The 20,241-nt window shown below is 31.1% G+C and carries 17 protein-coding genes and 3 pseudogenes; 14 read left to right on the top strand and 6 right to left on the bottom strand.

Annotation, left to right across the window (positions count from 1 at the left end):
- The first annotated feature begins 415 nt into the window (after window positions 1–415).
- The 4 genes from MMB68_RS25885 to MMB68_RS25870 all read left to right on the top strand — a co-directional run bounded on the left by MMB68_RS25885 (window position 416) and on the right by MMB68_RS25870 (window position 3,781).
- Window positions 416–991, top strand: coding sequence for a MerR family transcriptional regulator (locus MMB68_RS25885; RefSeq protein WP_277549578.1), 576 nt, complete (start codon window positions 416–418; stop codon window positions 989–991).
- 347 nt (window positions 992–1,338) lie between these two features.
- Window positions 1,339–1,539, top strand: a complete 201-nt coding sequence (locus tag MMB68_RS25880) for a spore coat protein (protein WP_221785242.1) — start codon at window positions 1,339–1,341, stop codon at window positions 1,537–1,539.
- Between the two features lie 130 nt (window positions 1,540–1,669).
- Window positions 1,670–2,119, top strand: a complete 450-nt coding sequence (locus MMB68_RS25875) for a spore coat protein (protein WP_277549583.1) — start codon at window positions 1,670–1,672, stop codon at window positions 2,117–2,119.
- Window positions 2,120–2,219: 100 nt separating this feature from the next.
- Window positions 2,220–3,781 (top strand): IS3 family transposase gene (locus tag MMB68_RS25870; protein WP_277549577.1). Its coding sequence is split into 2 segments (ribosomal slippage): window positions 2,220–2,877 and window positions 2,877–3,781, totalling 1,563 coding nucleotides; the frame shifts between segments, so codons are not numbered across the junction.
- Window positions 3,782–4,225: 444 nt separating this feature from the next.
- Here MMB68_RS25870 and MMB68_RS25865 read toward each other — a convergent pair.
- Window positions 4,226–4,474, bottom strand: a complete 249-nt coding sequence (locus MMB68_RS25865) for a hypothetical protein (protein WP_277549576.1) — start codon at window positions 4,472–4,474, stop codon at window positions 4,226–4,228.
- A gap of 943 nt (window positions 4,475–5,417) precedes the next feature.
- On the opposite strand from MMB68_RS25865, the gene MMB68_RS25860 reads away from it, so the two are divergent.
- The 9 genes and pseudogenes from MMB68_RS25860 (at window position 5,418) to MMB68_RS25820 (ending at window position 14,974) form a co-directional block, all read left to right on the top strand.
- Window positions 5,418–6,743, top strand: coding sequence for a nucleotide sugar dehydrogenase (locus MMB68_RS25860; protein ID WP_277549575.1), 1,326 nt, complete (start codon window positions 5,418–5,420; stop codon window positions 6,741–6,743).
- Window positions 6,736–7,827, top strand: a complete 1,092-nt coding sequence (locus MMB68_RS25855) for a glycosyltransferase (RefSeq protein WP_277549574.1) — start codon at window positions 6,736–6,738, stop codon at window positions 7,825–7,827. Before MMB68_RS25860 ends, MMB68_RS25855 begins: the two co-directional genes overlap by 8 nt.
- 145 nt (window positions 7,828–7,972) lie before the next feature.
- Window positions 7,973–8,686 (top strand): glycosyltransferase, encoded by a 714-nt coding sequence (locus MMB68_RS25850; protein WP_277549573.1) that lies wholly within the window; start codon window positions 7,973–7,975, stop codon window positions 8,684–8,686.
- 42 nt (window positions 8,687–8,728) lie between these two features.
- A complete protein-coding gene (locus tag MMB68_RS25845; RefSeq protein WP_277549572.1) occupies window positions 8,729–9,715 on the top strand; it encodes a polysaccharide biosynthesis protein in 987 nt (328 codons plus the stop codon).
- Window positions 9,716–9,880: 165 nt separating this feature from the next.
- Window positions 9,881–10,996, top strand: coding sequence for a polysaccharide biosynthesis C-terminal domain-containing protein (locus MMB68_RS25840; protein ID WP_277549571.1), 1,116 nt, complete (start codon window positions 9,881–9,883; stop codon window positions 10,994–10,996).
- Window positions 10,997–10,999: 3 nt separating this feature from the next.
- Entirely contained in the window at window positions 11,000–12,127 is a 1,128-nt protein-coding gene (wecB, locus tag MMB68_RS25835; RefSeq protein WP_277549570.1) for a non-hydrolyzing UDP-N-acetylglucosamine 2-epimerase, read from the top strand.
- A gap of 35 nt (window positions 12,128–12,162) precedes the next feature.
- A pseudogene (locus MMB68_RS25830) lies at window positions 12,163–12,930 on the top strand (transposase); the annotation flags it as partial.
- 155 nt (window positions 12,931–13,085) lie between these two features.
- Window positions 13,086–13,844, top strand: coding sequence for a glycosyltransferase (locus MMB68_RS25825; RefSeq protein WP_277549569.1), 759 nt, complete (start codon window positions 13,086–13,088; stop codon window positions 13,842–13,844).
- 371 nt (window positions 13,845–14,215) lie between these two features.
- A complete protein-coding gene (locus MMB68_RS25820; protein ID WP_277549568.1) occupies window positions 14,216–14,974 on the top strand; it encodes a glycosyltransferase in 759 nt (252 codons plus the stop codon).
- A gap of 157 nt (window positions 14,975–15,131) precedes the next feature.
- Here the strand turns inward: MMB68_RS25820 and MMB68_RS25815 are convergent.
- From MMB68_RS25815 to MMB68_RS25805, 3 genes and pseudogenes are all read right to left on the bottom strand, one after another.
- Window positions 15,132–15,389, bottom strand: a pseudogene (locus MMB68_RS25815) (transposase); the annotation flags it as partial.
- 76 nt (window positions 15,390–15,465) lie between these two features.
- A pseudogene (locus MMB68_RS25810) lies at window positions 15,466–16,023 on the bottom strand (IS256 family transposase); the annotation flags it as partial.
- Window positions 16,024–16,374: 351 nt separating this feature from the next.
- A complete protein-coding gene (locus MMB68_RS25805) occupies window positions 16,375–16,848 on the bottom strand; it encodes a hypothetical protein (RefSeq protein WP_277549567.1) in 474 nt (157 codons plus the stop codon).
- 172 nt (window positions 16,849–17,020) lie between these two features.
- Between MMB68_RS25805 and MMB68_RS27605 the strand changes: the two genes are divergently transcribed.
- The gene (locus MMB68_RS27605) at window positions 17,021–17,278 is read left to right on the top strand and encodes a DDE-type integrase/transposase/recombinase (RefSeq protein WP_481861953.1); all 258 of its coding nucleotides are present in this window, start codon (window positions 17,021–17,023) and stop codon (window positions 17,276–17,278) included.
- Between the two features lie 837 nt (window positions 17,279–18,115).
- Here MMB68_RS27605 and galU read toward each other — a convergent pair.
- Both galU and MMB68_RS25795 read right to left on the bottom strand, forming a co-directional pair.
- Window positions 18,116–18,988: a UTP--glucose-1-phosphate uridylyltransferase GalU gene (gene galU / locus MMB68_RS25800; protein ID WP_277549566.1), complete on the bottom strand. Its 873-nt coding sequence runs from the start codon at window positions 18,986–18,988 to the stop codon at window positions 18,116–18,118.
- Window positions 18,989–19,047: 59 nt separating this feature from the next.
- Window positions 19,048–19,815: a GT-D fold domain-containing glycosyltransferase gene (locus MMB68_RS25795; protein ID WP_277549565.1), complete on the bottom strand. Its 768-nt coding sequence runs from the start codon at window positions 19,813–19,815 to the stop codon at window positions 19,048–19,050.
- Window positions 19,816–20,241: the final 426 nt, after the last annotated feature.

The raw sequence follows: 20,241 nt of genomic DNA, 5'->3' as shown, positions 1-20,241 counted from the left end.
AGAAAGCTCTAGTAGCATATGCACATATAAACAAGAAGGTTTAGACTTAATGTCCTAAAAACGGGATTCATCTATGAAACATTTAGATTATCTAATTAAGTTTCCAGATATTATTTTTAAAATCCCATGCAGCCTAAACATTAGAATTGATAATATATATTTAAAATATATATTTCTACTCTTGCAAAGTTCATAATTTTATCTAGAATTAACTAGAGAAAATATTGAACTTACATAAAGCAAAACAAAAACCGGCACACAATAGAGGAATTACCAAAATATTAATAGAATTTTACTAGGAATATAAATCTCGAGTAATATCTAGTACAAGTAGATTCTAGAATCGTTATTAGCCTTGATATATCAACTTTGATGAGTATCTAGATTTTTATATAGAAAGGAGAACTCTAGAAAAATGTCTAAAGAAACAAATGATGGCGTTGTTTATACTTTGAAAGATACTGTAAAGCTAACTGGATTAAGTATTGACCTGGTGCGTTTATATGAGAAAGAATTTAACCTCCAAATTCAACGAACTGAGGGAGGACATAGAAGATATAATAAACAAAACATTGATTTATTAATTGAAATAAAAAAAAGAATTCAGGAGCAAAACTGGAGCTATAAAATGATAAATCAGTGGCTTCAGGGAGAAATCATACCAGAAGCAGTTGATGTACAATCAAAACTTGAAAAAAAAGTAGATTCCCTTGAAGAAAAAATCCAAGATTTGCTTAATAGATCTGAAAAAGATGAACAATTTCAAATCGCACTTATTCAGCGTCTTGATGAACAAAGAAAGCTTATAGAACAACTTACAGAAAAATTAAGCAATCAGGATAAATATATTGAAAACAATCTAGAAAAACGGGATGAAAAATTGACTAGTGCAATACGAGAAATTAATGATACTAAAAAACTTATAGCATCTGCCCAAGAAAATATTGAATCAAAACCAAAAAGTTTCTGGAGTATGTTTTTCAGAAAATAAAAGTAAAGTATTGCAGAAACTTCCCGGTTCGGTTTCTGTAATACTTTATTTAAAAGATTCATTTCAAGATTCTTTAGGAAATAATATATATATATCTCCCTTAGTCACTGAGGGGGATATTTATTTTGCAATTAAGAACATAAATTTAATTAATTGGAAATTATAAGTTTAAATCCTAAAAAAGCTTTAGTTAAAAGAATAGTCTAAAAATTATATATTAATTTTAATTCTATAAAATGGATTCTTGTCTATCATTATTAGTCCAAGCACCTTTTCAATACTTGCATACTCTACTATTAGAGGTATTTCTTACTTAAGAATATTTTTTATAGGAGGGGTTCGTGAGAATGAGCAATTTGAAAAAAATTATATCTTCTGCATTTAATAATCAACACCCAGATAGCGTTGCCGATGCTTTAATTTCACGTGTACTAGATAAATATGGAATTTCAGAATCTGCACTAAAAAATTTATCACCCGATCAAAAAGAAAAAATTAAAAAAATCACATCAGAACTACAATCTAGAATCAATAAAACTCTAAAATAGACCATTTTTTATTTAATTTTTTTGGGTACAAGCATTGCATATTTTTTCATTAATAAAAAAATTTAAAAGGAATGGTGATCAAGTGAGTAAATATTATAGTTACTATAACCCAGAAGACGGTAAGTACTATATGAGTAAGCAAGACCATAAGAAGAAATGTAAAAGTAATAAGTGGAGTGCCTTAGACTCTTCTTCTCATCCAATTTTTGATGATAATAAACAATTAGCAGCTCAAAAAGCTGAAACTATTCAATATTCTGAAGAATCTATCTTAATTTATGATTCGGCTGATGTAGAAGTTAATACAACGAATACAAAAGTAGGATTGTCAATTCAAGCAGCTCTCCAAGCAGCTATTGTGCTTATTTTAACCATTACTTTGGGTAGTAGCGCAGAAGCTGATAAAGTGGCGCAAGAACTTTTTCAAAAATCCTCTATTAAACAAATTAATAAGCAACGTACAATTGTTAAAAATTCAAGAAATGTTAAAGTGACTACTACAGACACTGACATTGCAGCTAATGTTCAAATTCTTGTTCAACTCCTAGTGGCGATATTGATCAAATTAGATATCCTTTAATTAGAAAAAAAAACAAAAGAATTTGGAATTGAAATGATATGCTCCCCGTTAGGTAGACAGATAAAAAATAAAATCTGTTTATCTAAGGGGAGTTTTTACTATGGCTCGAATAAAATATTCTAAAAACGAAAAATTGGCTATTTTAGCTCTTTATGAAGATGGGTATCATTCGATAGCCGACATTATGGCAAAGTTTTCGGTTGATCCTGGTACGATTAGAGACTGGAAGAGAAGGTATGAAATAGACGGTGAAGACGGCTTAACAGACGCAACTTCTTGGAAATCTTATTCTAAAGATCTAAAATTAGCAGCCGTCAATGATTATCTATCAGGGCATTATTCGTTAAGCCAAGTTATTCAAAAATATAATATATCCCGTACTGCGGTTTTGAGAAAATGGATTAAAAAGTATAATAGTCATAGAGAATTAAAAGATACCGGTAAAGGACTGACAAACTCTATGACAAATAGAAGAAAAACAACGTTAGAAGAACGCATTCAAATTGTGAATTACTGTCTACAACATCGGAAAAACTATCAGCTCGCAGCCGAAAGCTATGAGGTTTCTTATCAACAGGTATATCAATGGGTGAAGAAGTTTGAAGCGCACGGTGAAGAAGCCTTAAAAGATAAACGCGGTCGAAATAAACAGGAAGACGAATTGACAGAGGAAGAAAAGCTCAAGATGGAAATGAAACGTTTAGAGCGAGAAAATAAACGTTTACACGCAGAAAATGCTTTTTTAAAAAAGTTGGAAGAACTCGAAAGGAGGCGTCGTTAACAAGCGTTCATCTACATAATAAATACATGGCAATTCAAGATTTACATACAAATGAAAATCTCCCCATAATCCTTTTATGTGAAATATCTGGTGTATCTCGTGCTGCTTATTATAAATGGCTACAGCGTACGCCCACAGCAAGAGAATTAGAAAATAAAGCAATCCTTCAAGATATTCGAACTATTTATGCACGAGTCGGAGGTATCTATGGGTATCGAAGAATGAAATTAAATATTAATAGACTATATGGTAAAACGTTTAATCACAAACGTATTTATCGTTTAATGCATATCGCTGGATTACAATCTGTAATTCGTAGGAAAAGAAAGCGTTATGTCCCTTCCTCTGCCCAATATGTCGCAGAAAACCGACTCAATCGTGAGTTCACTGCAAGCAAGCCAAATGAAAAATGGGTAACAGATGTCACGGAGTTTAAATTAGGAAATGGAAGAAAAGCCTACTTAAGCGCCATTTTAGACCTTTACGATAAATCCATTATTAGTTATGTATTGGGAGATTCAAACAATAACGGATTAGTATTTCAAACATTAGACCAAGCTATCGCTATCTTAAAAGAGAATGAACAACCATTAATTCATAGTGATCGAGGGTATCAATACACGTCCCGTGTATTTAAGAGAAAAGTAGAAAAAGCAAAAATGGTTCATAGCATGTCACGTGCAGGAAAATGTATAGATAATGGACCCATGGAATCTTTTTGGGGAACGTTGAAGTGTGAAAAATATTACCTACATAAGTACGAAACGATTGAAACGTTACAACAATCAATAAATGATTATATCAATTTTTACAATAACAAACGTTATCAAGAAAGATTAAACGGCTTAAGTCCATTAGAATATAGGATTCAAACCGCCTAATTTTTTTTATTATTTCCACTGTCTACTTGACAGGGGGCTGTTCAAAATTGATTCCAAATTCTTTTGTTTTTTCTTATATTTTCCTTAATTTAGTACGTATTGTCTGAAAGTATTGTCCTTACGGACAAATCCATAATAAGTTCGTAAAGGAGCTCACATCTACTTGCTTCCTCCTAGGCAAATAAGGTTGGGTTATCTGCTGAGGAAAGAAATTTAATGTTATGTATACCTCTAATTAGAGGACAACGCACGTTTTACTTACTAATACGATTATACAGTTCAAAATCACAAAAACTTCCTTCTATTGAACTGCATACCAATTGTTAGACAAAACTTAATCATTGGAGATGAAGTTTATTAATCAATTAATTTTCTATCTTACCCATTACTAATTTTGAATAAGTTTTGTACGCTTTTCTTAGCGTACCACTAAAAGGGGCAATATTATTTCTTCTTAGTTTTCTTTCCGGACTTTTTAATAATTACACCGCCTTGATTAGCATTCTGCCCGCCTTTTTTAGCAATCTGTCCACCCTGATTAGCATTTTGTCCACCATTACCACTAATTTGTCCACCATTTTCAGCATGGTTATAAATGTTAATTTGAATAAAGATATTTGCTCTTTTCTGCTTTTTATGTCGATTATTTAGTTTTTTATTAGAATAAAAATAATACTTTTTTATTATAATCACCTTCTTTCTTAACTTACTAATATAGTTTATTTATTGATAAATAAATTGTGTGGATGCTTGTCCAATAACATTTGAATTTTTATATAGAAAATTCTTTCGAACTATTCATTTTAAAATTTAGATAAACTTTTTGTTGTACAGCTCTATTTTGATTTGATTATTCACATTTATAGCTATAAAATTTACACAAATCAACAAATAAATTGATTGAATTTTGGTTTCAATTATCCTTTATGAACGACAAATTCTATGAAATTAAAAATTCAAAGGCGAAAATGAGAGAATTATAAGGTAGGCTAAAACCCCTTTAGTGTAAAAAAGGCTTTTTCCTCAACCAAAAACCAAATACTAACATACACTAACATAAAAGTTGTCCGAAGACATTATGAGATGTGCGGTTATATTTGGAATAAGGGCAGAAATTATTATAATGTTGGTTCTAATAAGAAAATTTAACTTTCCTCACTTGTTCATTCAGGTCCCCATTCTTATTACTCTATGGACGGGATTACGATAGAAACATTTAATCTATTAGGGTCAGACTTTAATTTCAAAGTTAGTTTGAGTTCTTACTTTTTTTGTTACTGGCGAAAAACAGAAAAACTATTATTAAGCAAAGGTATTATTAATGTTAATGGATATGATTCTGGAAGCAAGTCCTTTTGCTATTAAATTAAATCCCTCCTATTAGGTAACGCAGCTATTTAAAGAAATGAAGGGATTCTCTAAAGGCTTTATTTGATGGAACAGTTGCTGAGCGCTCTTCGGCAAAATATTAGTTTTGATTAAGTCTATGTAGAAGTAGAAAAGATGTTCAAGGCCAAATAACAGATAAATATTCATAGGGGAAAGAAGAAAATATTTATTTACACAAAATCATGCACACTCTCTAAAAGGAATTAATTGTATATTTTTTAACAGAATTCAAAAGGAGATAATTTTTATGGACGCACAAAGCCGGAATTGTTTTCAAGATAACTTAAATATACGTATTGCTGTTATAGGCTTGGGTTTTATGGGGCTACCTCTCGCTATGTTACTTATAAAAAAAGGATTCTATGTTACTGGAATTGATTTAGACGATATTAAAGTTTCTAGTTTAAATGAAGGAATAAGTTATATACCAGATATAAAAGATGAAGATGTTAAGATTGCAATATCCTCTGGAAATTTTTTAGTCACCAATGACTATGATCCCATAAAAGATCAAAATGTCATAATAATATGTGTTCCAACTCCCTTAACTTCTTATGGCTCCCCGGATTTAAGTTATTTACAAGAGGCCGCAGAATCAATAACCAAAAGAATTCAAAAAAATCAATTAGTCATATTAGAAAGTTCCACATATCCTGGAACTACAAAAGAAGTGCTTCAACCTATTCTGGAAAAAAGCAACTTATGCGTAGGCAAAGATATTTTCCTTTCGTATTCTCCTGAAAGAATAGACCCAGGCAATGATCTATTCCAAATCAATCAAATTCCTAAAATAGTCAGCGGTCTTACCCCTAATTGTGAAAAGCGTGTTTACGATCTTTATAATAAGATTTATGAACAAGTCATATTAGTTAATTCCACTGAAATAGCAGAACTCACAAAGCTCCTTGAAAATAGTTATCGGTTTGTTAATGTCTCTTTTATCAATGAATTTTCCATGTTGTGTGATAAATTAAATATTAATGTATGGGATGTGATTGATGCTGCTAGTACTAAACCCTATGGTTTTCAACCATTTTATCCTGGACCGGGAATTGGTGGTCACTGTATTCCTGTAGATCCGTTATATCTATATTGGAAAGCAAAACAACATGAGTTTGATCTCCAATTCCTTCAGCTATCTAATCAAATTAACCATACAATCCCTAGCTGTATTGTAAAACAAATTACAAAATTAATTCAACTTAAGATTCCTATAAATGAAGCAAATATACTAATTTATGGGGTAGCCTATAAAAAGAACATTAGTGATTCAAGAGAATCTCCTGCTTCTCACATAATTAGTTCTTTATTGAATTTAGGAGCACATGTTCAATATCATGATCCCTTTGTACCTGAGATAGTTATAGATGGAAAAAAATTAGCTAGTGTTTCGCTTTCCAATGAACTTTTACAAAAAGCAGATTGTTTAGTGATATTAACAGATCATTCATTAATTCCTATCCAAGATATTCTCGATAAATCCAAACTTGTTTATGATACTAGAAACGTTACAAAAGGTCATTTTGGAAAATCTGAGGTTTACCGATTAGGGGGTGGAGATAAAAATGGCTAATAGTACAAAAAAGAACAATTGCACTCTTTTTATACCTACAAATGGTGCTGGTTTAGGCCATTTAACTAGGTGTTTAGCAATAGCTAAAAGGTTAAAGAAATTAGATCCAAATAGAGAAATTATATTCTTTTCAACTAGTGCTGCTATGAATCTTATTTTACAGGAAGGCTTTTTAGGGTACCACCTCCCTTCCAAAACAGTCTTTCGGGAATATGTACCTTCTGAAAAGTGGGATCTAATGTTCAAAGAGCATCTACGCATGATTATAAAGCTTCATCAGCCTAATTTGCTTTTCTTTGATGGGGTATATCCGTATGTAGGATTGATAACTTCAATGCGTGAAACGAAAGCCATGAAAAAAGTGTGGATGAGAAGGGGATTAGGAAAGAAAGTCCGTCCTGAAATAGATATGAAAGAAAAAGAATTTAATACGATAATAGTTCCTAAGGAACTATTTATACCTCAAAAACAACAGAAAACAGGTAAACACTATTACTGCGATCCGATAATTTATTTAGAGAAAAGTGAATTGTTAGATAGAGATATTTTAAGGAAAAAATGGAATATTCCGGAGGGTCATAAAATTGTCTTCGTAAGCCTCGGAGCAGGAAATATTAATGATATCAAACTTACTATTTCTAAAATCCTTACTGTATTAAGGAAAAGAAAAGATATCTTTATTGTGATAAGTGAATCAATTATAGGAAAAAGATTACAAATTCCTGAACAAGAAAATTTGATAATTATCCGGGACTACCCTATCTCATCCTATTATAACGCTTTCGATTTAGCAATAACTGCCAGCGGTTATAACTCATTCCACGAATTATTATTCTTTAATGTACCTGCCATAATCATTCCGAATCAAATGACAAAAACAGATGATCAAGTAGCTCGAGCCTTAAGTGCCGAAAGAGTAGGTGCTGCAAGGGTAATAAAAAATGAAAGTATACCAGAGATAGAAAAAGCTATTAACATGGCACTAAAACCACAACAGCAGCTTCTTATGAAAAACATCACTCAAAAGTTAATTTATAAGAATGGTGCAGATGATGTTGCTAACCTATTAAAGATCTTTTTTTGAAATATTTACTATAATCGTATTTAATAAAGAATATCTAAATTAGGTTATAAAATGTAACCCTAATCAATCATTAGAAAAAATGCAATTTCAAAGAGAGCTATTTGTTATAAAAGTAAAATTCGAATTAATAAAGGAGGAAAATAAAATGAAAAAAAAGATTATTGTAGAAATCCACTTTAATTCCTTTGGTTTTACACCTGATAGATTTGAAAAAAAGTGGATTGACCACAGAATGGCCTTGTTTATGAAATATGCTGTCAGTAGCTTAAAAAAACAAACAAATCAAAATTTCTTAACCCTAGTACGCTATGAAGACAGTACAGAAAAGCTTATAAAAAAAGCTCTCGCACAACACAAAAAACTTCCAAACAATATTAAGTTTGTAAACAAGGCTGAACATATGAATGGACTAAAAGAAAGCTGTCAATCTAACGATTATATTTATGTTGTTAGACTTGATTCTGATGACCTATACCATAAAACATATATTCAACAGTTACATGATTATAAACCTAAGAAAGATACTGAAGTATTAATTAATCAAAATGGTTATCTATACGATTCAGTAACTGATAGGATTGCTCAATACTACCATTTCTCTCCGCAGTTTTACGTTTATATATATAAATCTGATGAATATTTAGAAGGTAAAAGATATAGACCAGGTGGTCATAGAAACGTAATTAAAAAATTCAAATACGAACTTCTAAAGAATCGTAATTACGTAAATGTAATACACAAACAGAATGTTTCTAATAAAAGATTAGGAACAAAAGATACTAACACCGGGCGTGTTGATGCCAAAAGCATTATTACTGATCCAAAAAAAGTTAGAGATATTTTAAAGGAATTTATGTAACCAAGGTAATTGTTAAGTTTAAATGAATCAGGAGGAGAAATTATGTATCAAAATAAAGTAATTTTAATAACGGGAGGGACAGGTTCTTGGGGGCAAGAACTTACTCGTAACTTATTAGCCCATAACCCAAAGGAAATTAGAATTTTCTCTAGGAATGAATTCTCCCAAGTTTACATGCAACAAGCGTTTAACAACAATTCTTGTCTAAAATTTATTATAGGGGATGTAAGAGATTTCCAGGCCGTTGAAGAAGCCACTAAAAATGTGGATTATGTTTTTCATTTGGCTGCCCTTAAGCATGTACCAATATGTGAAGCTCAACCTGGTGAAACACTTAAAACAAATGTAATCGGAACAGAAAATATTATACGAGCAAGTATTATTAATCGCGTACAGAAAGTAATTGATGTTTCAACAGATAAAGCTGCTGAACCCATAAATTTTTACGGAATGACTAAGTCATTTGGAGAAAGATTAATGATACAAGCCAACTCCCTAAGTGAAACAACAAGTTTTGTATGTATCAGAGGAGGAAATGTGCTTGGAACAAATGGAAGTGCTGTTCCAATTTTTAAGAACCAAATATTATTAGGTAAGGAGGTAACTTTAACCTCAAAAGAAATGACACGCTTCTTTTTAACTATATCCGAAGCTATTAATTTACTTTTAAAAGCATCAGAAGTAGCTATCGGGGGAGAAATTTTTGTAATGAAAATGAATGCTTGTCGCATTATTGACTTAATAGATGTATTAGGACAAAAACTTTCATCAAATCCAGTGAAAGTTAAAGACGTGGGAATACGTCCTGGTGAAAAGTTACATGAAGTTTTAGTTTCCCAATACGAATCCCCCCATACCTTAAAATTTAGTGATCAATATTATGTTATTCTTCCAACACACCCTTCCTATAAGCTTTACAGTAAATATCAACATCTCGAAAAAGTTCCCTTCATAAAATATCAATCTAATGATTATCTAATGAATCAAGAAAATATAGAAAGAATGCTAAAAAAAGGAGGATTTCTATAATAAAAATATCCCTCGGTAAAAATTACCTCCATTTAAAAACATTAAACCCTGTGTGAATAATAACCATAACATTGGAAAGATGCTTATTATTTTAAGAAACTTAAAACTGCATTAAAATATACGATAGTTAATAATTTTGAGTCAGAAGGATGTGAGTAACAAGCTATGAAAACGGTCTTAGTTACCGGTGCATACGGCTTTATAGGAAAAAATCTAGTGGCAACTCTTGAAGAGTTACCCAATGTTAAGATAATAAAATATGGAAGAGAAGACACATTTAAAGATTTAAAATTTTATTTATCTAAAGTGGATTTTATATATCATCTAGCCGGAGTAAATCGATCAGAAAATATTCTAGATTTTAAAAATGGAAATACCTCTCTTACAGAGGAATTAGTTAATGCATTAAAATTTACAGATAGGAAAATACCAATACTTTTTTCTTCCTCTATTCAGGCAGAGTTAGATAGTCCTTATGGAATTAGTAAAAAAAATGCCGAAGACGTTCTTCTAAAATACGGAAAAGAGAATAATACAAAAATATATATATATAGATTAGCAAATGTCTTTGGAAAGTGGGGTAAACCAAACTATAACTCAGTGGTAACCACCTGGTGCTATAATATAGCAAATAATCTACCAATACAAATAAGTAATGCTGGTAATAAATTGAATCTCGTTTATATTGATGATGTTGTGGATGAATTTATAGCTACTCTAAACGAGTGTGAGAATAGAAATCATGATACTTTTTGCACTATCAAACGAACCTTTCACGTTACATTAGATGAATTGGCTAAAATGCTTTATTCTTTTAAAGAAAGTAGAAAAACCCTTATTATGCAGAATTTTAACGATGATCTCCAGAAATTCTTATATTCTACCTATCTTTCTTACCTCCCTGAAAATAATTTTGGATATAAACTAAAAATGATTAGAGATAAGCGAGGTTGGCTTACCGAATTTATTAAATCAAAAGAGTTTGGACAAATTTTTATATCCCAGACAAAACCTGGTATTACTAGAGGGAATCACTGGCATCATACAAAAGTAGAAAAGTTTCTTGTCGTCCAAGGTGAAGCGGTAATCAAATTTCGTAATATTCAAAATGAAGATATCATTGAATATAAAGTCTCTAGTAAAGAGTTAGAAGTATTGGATATACCTACTGGATATACACATTCTATAACAAATACAGGTAAAACAGATTTAATAACCCTCTTCTGGGCAAATGAATTTTTTGATTCAGAAAGATCAGATACTTATTTTAGGGAGGTTTAGATAATGAAAAAAATTAAATTAATAACAATTATTGGAACAAGGCCTGAAATTATAAGACTATCTGAAACGATAAAAGCATGTGATAAATATTTTAATCATGTTCTTGTACACACAGGGCAGAACTGGGATTATGAGCTCAATAGAGTATTTTTTGATGATTTAGGAATAAGAGAACCCGATTACTACCTAAATGTTGCAGGTACTAATTTAGGCGATACAATAGGAAACATCATTTCTAAATCCTATCAAGTTTTAGAAAAAGTTAAACCTGATGCGCTTTTAATTCTAGGCGATACCAATAGCTGCTTATCTGCTATTGCAGCTAAGCGTTTAAAAGTGCCAATTTTCCATATGGAAGCAGGAAATAGGTGTTTTGATCAAAATGTTCCTGAAGAAGTTAACAGAAAAATTGTTGACCACACCGCAGATATAAACCTGCCATACACAGAGCATAGTAGAAGGTACTTACTATCTGAAGGCATTCGCAAGGAACATATTTTTGTAACTGGATCACCGATGACTGAAGTTATCCGAAAAAACATAAAGAAAATAAATGAAAGCAAAATCTTAGATAATTTAGGCCTTGAATCTGAAAAATATATTGTTGTTTCAGCTCACAGAGAAGAAAACATCGATAATATCGAAAATTTCACGTCATTAATGAACACTCTAAATAAAATTGCTGAGATTCATCAATTACCTTTAGTCTACTCTACACACCCCAGGAGTTGGAAAAAAATTGATGAAAGCGGATTTAAGTTTCATCCACTTATTAAGCAATTAAAACCCTTTGGTTATTTCGATTATAACAAACTTCAATTAAATTCATTCTGTGTATTATCAGATAGCGGTACATTATCTGAAGAGTCAGCAATTCTTGGTTTTCCCGGAGTGCTTATTAGAACTTCAACAGAAAGACCAGAGGTTTTAGATAAAGGTACAGTTATAGTAGGAGGAATTAAAGAGAGGGAAATTCTTCAATCAGTGAATTTAGTTCGAAAAATATGGAAAAACAAAGAACCTATGATATTAGCTTCCGATTATATAGACGAAAATGTATCAATAAAAATTATTAAAATTATACAAAGTTACACACCAATAATTAATAAATTTATATGGAATAAACCCTAAAAGGAAGAGTCTTCCTTTTAGAATTAAATCATAACAACCAATCCAAAGAAAGAAGGCCTTCCTATGAGTGCATGCTACACACAGAGTTTCGATATCTCGATATCGTCATCCCTCAAGATTGAAATGGTGATTTTAAAGAACAGACAGTGGATCCTTACGGACTAGCAAAGGTGATGTCTGAACGGGTAGAGACCTATCAAGATTGAAATTTGTGCGTCTATTTGGATACCAGGTATAATGTATATTGCCTTAAAACGAGATACTGTGTTTGCGATCGTCATTCGCGAAGATGAATCTAAGGAGGCACGTGGTTATAGTTATACTATCGCTCCTAACTAATATTCCTTTATATAGAAATACCTTTTAGAAGATACCAAATCTAGCGATACGAAAGAGATTCTGTTATTGATTTCAGAAGGCGCTGAAGTCTGTAAAGATTTTAAGAGCTTGTACCGTGCAGAGAGTCCCGAAATGGGCCAACAGGCCCTGCGTTCGCTTGCTGGAAAGTGAAGTGGATTTATCCAAAAATTACAAAGTCATCGCTTAATAACCTTTATTTGTTTACGTTTTACAACTTTTCTAAACCCATCTGGAGAAATATGTACTCCACAAACTTAATCGAGTGGTTTAACAAATAAATTAAGAAATATAGTAAATGTAAAGAGTAATTTCCTAACGAAGAGGCTCTTGAACGATTTCTCGCTTCCCAGTTTGATTAGGACAATCAACATTTTGCTGCACGGTGCCATATTGACTTTGATAAAATTCATGCAGAGCTACAAATAATATTTAAAACAAAATAGTGGATATTGCTCACAAAAAAGGAAATTATAATTTACACAAAATTATCGCCGGCCCGAAAATTATTATAGGTCTCAGTAAGTTTATTTAGCATCTATATTAATCCTACAGATTAGAACATTTGATTACTATAATTAAAAGAGGAATGGTTAAGAATATGAATAAAAAAATTATTGTGTATATACCCTTTAACAACATGGACGTATTAGGAAAAGGGCATATAGCTCTAACGAAAGAATGGATTGATAAACGTATCTCGATTTTTATGAATTACACTTTAAAGAGTCTTAGAAATCAAACTAATCAGAACTTTATTGCCTACGTAGTTTATCATATAAAGTCTAAAAAGATTATTGAACAAACACTTGCAAAATATCCCCCCCTCCCCTACAACATACGTTTTATTCCAAATGATAATTATGAGGTTAAAGTAAAAGAGATTATAAAAAATTACAAATATTTCTACGAGCTCCACCTTTATAGTGATGACATGTACCATAAAACATTTGTTAAACAGCTACAAAATTATAAACATAAAAGTCAAACAGCTGTTTTAATTTGTCAAAATGGCTATATTTATGATTCTATAAACAATAGGCTTGCAAAATACTTTAATTTCTCTAGTTCATTTAATTGCTTTGTCTATAATGTAAAGGACTATATAAAAGGTCACAGACATAAAGTAGTAGGGTGGGTCACAGCAATTAGACTTCCCCATGAGAAACTAGAGAAACCTAATTATATAAATCATTGCCATGATACTAATTCCGCTTTTTATTTTGAAGTAGAAAGAAAAAGAAATAAAATTAAGGATGTATGGAATAATAATCAGGGAGCAACAGCATTGTTTGGCGAAGAAATTACCAATGAAGATGAGAAAAAAAAGATTTTAAAAGACTATATAGGGAATGAATAGATTTCAATAACTATAATTTTAATCAGGTCAATATAATACAACGAAAATTCCCGAATTGTATCAATACTAAAAATAATTACATTAAAAAATTTGAAATTCTCACTTTCAGACTACATTCTACATTTATGTAAATAAACTGATTTTCTATTCTATTAAACTGGCACTCGTTTATACCCTCTCTTAACTTCCAAGTTTAAGTATTTTTGCTAAATGTATTGAATGTAAATATATTTATTATTTGACTAATGATAATAACAGGCGATGCTAAAGGGCTATTTTCAATATAATAATTTAATTTTTAATAATAGATCGGATTTTTCATCTAACTAAAAATCGAATAAAAAGGAAGTATTTAAGAGGAGATTGAAAGCATGCATAAAAAAATTATTGTGTATATACCCTTTAACAATATGAATGTATTAGGAAAAGGATATATAGCTCTAACAAAAGAATGGATTGATAAGCGTATCTCGATTTTTATGAATTACACTCTAAAAAGCCTTAAAAATCAAACTAATCAAGATTTTATTGCATACGTAGTTTATCATGTTAAATCTAAGTCTTTAATTGAACAAGCACTTTTGAAATATCCATCCATTCCCTCTAATATAAATTTTATAGCGCATGATAGTTATGAAAAAGCAGTTAATGAACATATAGTTCGTTATAAATATTTCTATGAAGTTCATTTGCATAGCGATGATATGTACCATAAAACATTCATTAAACAATTGAAAAACTACAATCATAAGGATGGAACGGCTGTTTTAATTTGTCAAAACGGTTATATTTATGATTCCATAAACAATAGGCTTGCAAGATATTTTAATTTTTCTAGTTCATTTAATTGCTTTATCTATAATGTAGAGGATTATATAAAAGGTCACAAACATAAAGTAGAAGGATGGATGGGGGCAATTAGACTTCCAAACGAAAAATTAAGGAAGCCTAATTACATCAATCACTGTCATGATATTAATTCTGCCTTTGTTTTTGAAACGGAAAGTAAAAGGAATAAAATTAAGGATGTATGGAATGATAATCAGGGAGCAAAAGCATTATTTGGTAAAGAGATCACATATGAAAAAGAGAAAAAGAAGATTTTAGAAGACTATATAGGAGGTGAATAGATTATGAATAATAATCTTCACTTAATTAATTCGATACCAATAAAGGAAGAGATAACTTAAAGTGACTGGAGTTTCTTCTCTTACGCACGTACTAAAGTAAGTTTAGGCCCCTACATTTTCTTCTGCAAATTTTTGCACTTTTATTCTACAATAACTAGTTATTTTTTAAACGATATAACTTAATTATATTTTGAATAATGGTAAGCAGTAGTTTTCTAGAGTGTTTATTATTTATTCCCTCTTTTATTGATTCTTTTTTATAAAATGTTTTTTGGGACTAAAAACGTTGGATATCTACTCTAGCGTAAGCATTAAGTTGTTTATTATTGTTGAATCTAAAAGTGTCATCTATATCTGCCATAAGTCTTACAGCTCTATTAGTTCTTCCCCCGAGGGGAACTAGAAGGATTCTGTACTATTTTCTATGCACCCTATGAATTCGTAAACCATTACATTGAATTTTCAATTCTAGAGAGTTTAATAAACCATATGTTGTAAAACGTAAACAAATAAGGGTTATTAAGCGATGTTTTTATAACTTTTGAATAAATCCACCTCACTTTCTAGCAAGCGAACGCAGGGCCTGTTGGCCCATTTCAGGACTCTCCGCAAGGTACAAGCTCTTAAAATCTTTACAGACTTCAGCGCCTTCTGAAATCAATAACAGAACCCCTTTCGTATCGCTAGATTTGGTATCTTCTAAAAGGTCTTTCTAGACAAAAGCAGATTCGTTAGGAGCGATAGTATAACTATAACCACGTGCCTCCTTAGATTCATCTTCACGAATGCCGATCGCAAAATAGAAAATTTCTTTTAATACAGTACCTCGTTTTAAGGCAATATACATTATACCTGGTATCCAAATAGACGCACAAATTTCAATCTTGATAGGTCTCTACCCGTTCAGACATCACCTTTGCTAGTCCGTAAGGATCCACTGTCTGTTCTTTAAAATCACCATTTCAATCTTGAGGGATGACGATATCGAGATATCGAAACTCTGTGTGTAGCATGCACTCATAGGAAGGCCTTCTTTCTTTGGATTGGTTGTTATGATTTAATTCTAAAAGGAAGAGTCTTCCTTTTGTGTTTATTCACTTACGAAAAATATTTTATATTCTAAACAGAAATATTAGATAAAATATAAAGGATTAATCAACTAAAAAATCATTTATTTTTAACCTTTAAAATAAATACTGTTTGATTTTATGTTGTATAAAGAATTAATTATTAATTTATTTTAAAAATAAAAGTTTTAACATTTATCTACTTTGTAGAAAAATGCCTTATTTGTCTACATTAGATGTATTAGTTAAAACTTAATAATTTAGAAGTTAGTTATACGTTTTACATATTTAAAATTAAGTAAATAATAATAGATATTGATACAGAAGAGATTTTCAATTATTCTTACGACGTTTAATCATTTGATTAATAATTTCTTGATGAGATTCTAAGATTTCTCTTGTAGTAAAATTATGATGTTTTGCATGGCGAGAAAAATTAGCTTTACTATACCATTGATTACATAAAGGGCAAGGCAATTCATTCTCTACTTCGTAAGGTGTTGAGGTCCAACGTGTGGAAGGCATGGAAGTTTTTCGATCAATCACTTTCGTAGTCGTACAATCTTCTTTTTGTATAGGAATTTGTAGTGAATTGGTCGTTACTGCTACTTCATTTGTATACATAGTGTATAAATCACCCTCTATTTCCTCCTTAATTAAAAGGTAACCAGCCTCTGACATGGATAACCCAAGTTCTTCACATCGTTTTCGAAATTGATTGTAGATGCTTTCAGGGAGTCGAATCGGTAGTACTTTGCTAGGTTCTTTTCGCTTAGATTGACGTGCATATTTATCTAATCTTCCCATTGGTATCACCTCATTTATAATTTGTATATAGTTTCAATACACAATAGATAAAATCCTCCTCACAAGGTATATACAATTTGTAGTCGTCTTAATTAGTTAAGTAGACAATATAACACTTTGGTTAACGCAAAAGTTTTATTCCTAGGGTTCTGCAATATGTAATGAATAAATCGTGTATCTCTATCATTCCGTTGACTCTGAAGGAAATGTCATTGGTTTTCATCTAAGTAAAATAAGAACTAAACAAGCAGCCAAGCTCTTTTTTAAGAAACCCTTGGCTTTTTCACATATTTCTACACCTCTTGTAGTTACAATAGATAAAAATCCTGCTTATTCCATTGTTATCCAGGAACTAAAAAAGATGCCTCAAGGCATCCAAGTAAGCACAATTAGATATCTAAATAATATTATCGAGCAGGATCACAGATAATTAAGGAGCACCTTTCTCCGACGTTAAACTTACAATCATTTCGTACAAGCAAAAGCCATTATTTCTGGCGTAGAGTCCATGCATATGATGAAAAAGAAACAGTTCTATCAGAAAGCGCAGTCTTTCCAAGGTTATATGAACTTCATTCAAAAACTATTTGAAATAGCTACATAAGAACAACTGCCCATATAAATTTATAACCCTCTTTCATGCAATTTGCTTTTTGTTAACTTTTCTAAAACACTTGTATACTTCAAAACTAATTTTCTTCTCTAATGATAAATACTGTCCGCAAATATGATTATAAATTTACACTTATTTTACAAGCAACTGATCATTATTAGATAATATTCTTTATTTTCAGCTGGAATTTTTGCACACCAAGTAACTCCTTTGCTTATTGGAAAATTAACCTTTTACGACAATAATACTGTGGAATTGGAGGCTTAATGAGAGCAGCAATAGAACAAAAATTCGGATTAATAAGTTGAGGTAACATGCTAGTATAATGTGTGTTATGTCTTATACCCAATAAAAAGCTTTCGTTTTCAACATCAAGTATAAATGAATTAGTTTTTTAGTGTCTCCATTATTATTTTATTTAATATAATTAGTTAAAGGTAGCCTACATTCATGTGGCCGACCTTCAATGGGGTTTTTACTTAAACAAACACTATTCGATAAAAGACAATAATGGCAGTTGTCAAGGTGGTCCCACTTCTTGACATCCCTATAAGAATTAAAATCCTTTTATTCATCTTCTCCCACTAATATCATCTTTTTCTTATTAATCTACGATTCCCCATGAAATTTGATTAATAAACAACTTAATTAATTCTAATCTGTTTTTGATATGATGTTCTTCATGAATTGAACTAAATCTTCTTTTAAGTCTTCACGTTCAATTGCAAATTCAATAATGGTTTTAAGGTACCCTAATTTTTCACCTATATCGTAACTTTCCCCTTCAAAAATTTGTGCATATACATTTTCATACTTCAGCATAGTTTGAAGAGCGTCTGTTAGCTGAATTTCATTACCAACCCCACGTTCTTGTACTGCTAATAAATCAAATATTTTAGGAGTTAAAATATACCTTCCAAATATAGCTAAATCAGATGGTGCATCTTCTATCTTCGGTTTCTCTACTAAGTTCTGAATATTAAAAAGTGGTCCATTTCCCTTCGTAACATCTACGATTCCATATTTACTTACGTCCAATTCATTAACACGCTTAACACCTATAATTGAAGAATGGCACTCTTCAAATAATCTAATCATTTCTTTTAAACAGGGCTTTTTCTCTTTAATAAGAGTATCTCCTAGTAAAACTGCAAAAGGTTCATTGCCAATAAAGTTTCTTGCACACCAAATCGCGTGCCCTAGACCTTTTGGAACTCCTTGACGAATATAATGAATATTCGCTAATTGAGAAATACTTTGCATTTCGTTTAAGATCGTTATTTTCCCTTTATTCTTTAAAGTTTCCTCTAGTAACATTGAAGTGTCGAAATGATCTTCAATCGCTTTCTTACCTTTTCCAGTCACAATAATAATATCCTTAATTCCAGATTCTACTGCCTCCTCAATAATATACTGTATTGTAGGTTTATCAATAATAGGTAACATTTCTTTTGGCATTGCCTTTGTTGATGGCAATAGCCTAGTTCCTAGACCTGCTGCTGGAATAACTGCCTTTCTTACCTTCACTAAATTTCTCCTCCCTAGTTAGCCAAGTTTTTATATAAAACTGTCATACTTTTAAAAATTTATGGAATTAAACCTTTATTCGCTCCGCGTGAGGAGTTTTTTAATCCAGCCTTTTTTTGTACTATATACATCAATGATTTCCCAAAATCAATTCCAATATTTCCTGTCTCAGCCACTTTCTGCGCAAGGACTAGAGAGTTTACACCACATGAGATAAGAGCAATATCAAAATTATCTTTATTTGCTTCAATAAACGCTAACGTGTCTACCATTTGATCATGATGGTGAAAAGTGGTACTCATAGTGACATTTAAATTATAAGGTTTTTTTCTTAAGGCTTTCGTCACTTTGTCTGCCCACTTATCCTTAGTTATAATCAAAACTCTTTTGCCTTGTAATGCTTTCCAAAAACCACTTTTTTGAGCAAAAACTCTATTTACAAAAGTATGACAACACATTTTAGGAGTAATCCCAAAGTGTTTAAATACTCGATCGGTTAATGGACGTTTTAATCTATCCTCTGTAAGAATTGGGTCATTTTTATAAAAAGGAATGCCTACTATGCTAGCTTTTTTAATGGCGTCTGCCATTTGATCTCTCAATTTTATATTTGGGAGAGTAACTCCTTTATTGTCCCGATCTTTGTTTGCATTTCGTGCCCAGCTCTCTTTCATGACTTGAGGCATTGTCATAACAGAATTTTGAGCTAATATAATATTTTCTCCATCACCTACGCGTACTAAAGAAAAGGGTTTCTTCTTCTCAATTGCTTGTTTTAACTTTTTCAAAACTTGATCAACGGTTAAGAGTTGTTCGTCAGAAATCATGTACATTACTCCTTTAACTATATTTTTTTAATATTATAAGGTATGTTTCAATTCAATCCATTGCTACCTTATAATTGTTGTCTTGTAAGGTAAAGCTAAATTTCCATATACGTCTATAAACTTGGTTCGTATATTAATTATAGGCGCACTCTTGAAATAAATATTAAGACGCTCGTATATTTATTTCAAGAGAGGCCATAAGGGATATATTCAAGTAACCTTTCAAGAATGGATATATTTTTTACTAGCATTTAGGAAAATAAAGAGTTTATTATACGAACAATAAAATTATTGAAATTAGAACATTATCGATCTAAGTGTAGACTATTAACCTTTAAATTATTTTTATTAGTTGCTGGATTTTATTGAAATAGATGTGTTCACCATAAACTGCCTTTATGGGTACAGACCTGATTAGAATGGGAG

The organism is Priestia sp. Y58 (genome assembly GCF_029522095.1).
GTDB classification, from domain to species: domain Bacteria; phylum Bacillota; class Bacilli; order Bacillales; family Bacillaceae_H; genus Priestia; species Priestia megaterium_E.
Note: the sequence above shows the minus strand (reverse complement) of the source record. Positions and strands in the feature narration are given on the sequence as shown.

Excerpts from the sequence above, each read along its gene's own strand:
- MMB68_RS25885 (WP_277549578.1), top strand. The coding sequence starts at position 416 with ATGTCTAAAGAAACAAATGATGGCGTTGTTTATACTTTGAAAGATACT.
- MMB68_RS25880 (WP_221785242.1), top strand. The coding sequence starts at position 1,339 with ATGAGCAATTTGAAAAAAATTATATCTTCTGCATTTAATAATCAACAC.
- MMB68_RS25875 (WP_277549583.1), top strand. The coding sequence starts at position 1,670 with ATGAGTAAGCAAGACCATAAGAAGAAATGTAAAAGTAATAAGTGGAGT.
- MMB68_RS25860 (WP_277549575.1), top strand. The coding sequence starts at position 5,418 with ATGGACGCACAAAGCCGGAATTGTTTTCAAGATAACTTAAATATACGT.
- MMB68_RS25855 (WP_277549574.1), top strand. The coding sequence starts at position 6,736 with ATGGCTAATAGTACAAAAAAGAACAATTGCACTCTTTTTATACCTACA.
- MMB68_RS25850 (WP_277549573.1), top strand. The coding sequence starts at position 7,973 with ATGAAAAAAAAGATTATTGTAGAAATCCACTTTAATTCCTTTGGTTTT.
- MMB68_RS25845 (WP_277549572.1), top strand. The coding sequence starts at position 8,729 with ATGTATCAAAATAAAGTAATTTTAATAACGGGAGGGACAGGTTCTTGG.
- MMB68_RS25840 (WP_277549571.1), top strand. The coding sequence starts at position 9,881 with ATGAAAACGGTCTTAGTTACCGGTGCATACGGCTTTATAGGAAAAAAT.
- wecB (WP_277549570.1), top strand. The coding sequence starts at position 11,000 with ATGAAAAAAATTAAATTAATAACAATTATTGGAACAAGGCCTGAAATT.
- MMB68_RS25825 (WP_277549569.1), top strand. The coding sequence starts at position 13,086 with ATGAATAAAAAAATTATTGTGTATATACCCTTTAACAACATGGACGTA.
- MMB68_RS25820 (WP_277549568.1), top strand. The coding sequence starts at position 14,216 with ATGCATAAAAAAATTATTGTGTATATACCCTTTAACAATATGAATGTA.
- MMB68_RS25805 (WP_277549567.1), bottom strand. The coding sequence starts at position 16,848 with ATGGGAAGATTAGATAAATATGCACGTCAATCTAAGCGAAAAGAACCT.
- MMB68_RS25795 (WP_277549565.1), bottom strand. The coding sequence starts at position 19,815 with ATGATTTCTGACGAACAACTCTTAACCGTTGATCAAGTTTTGAAAAAG.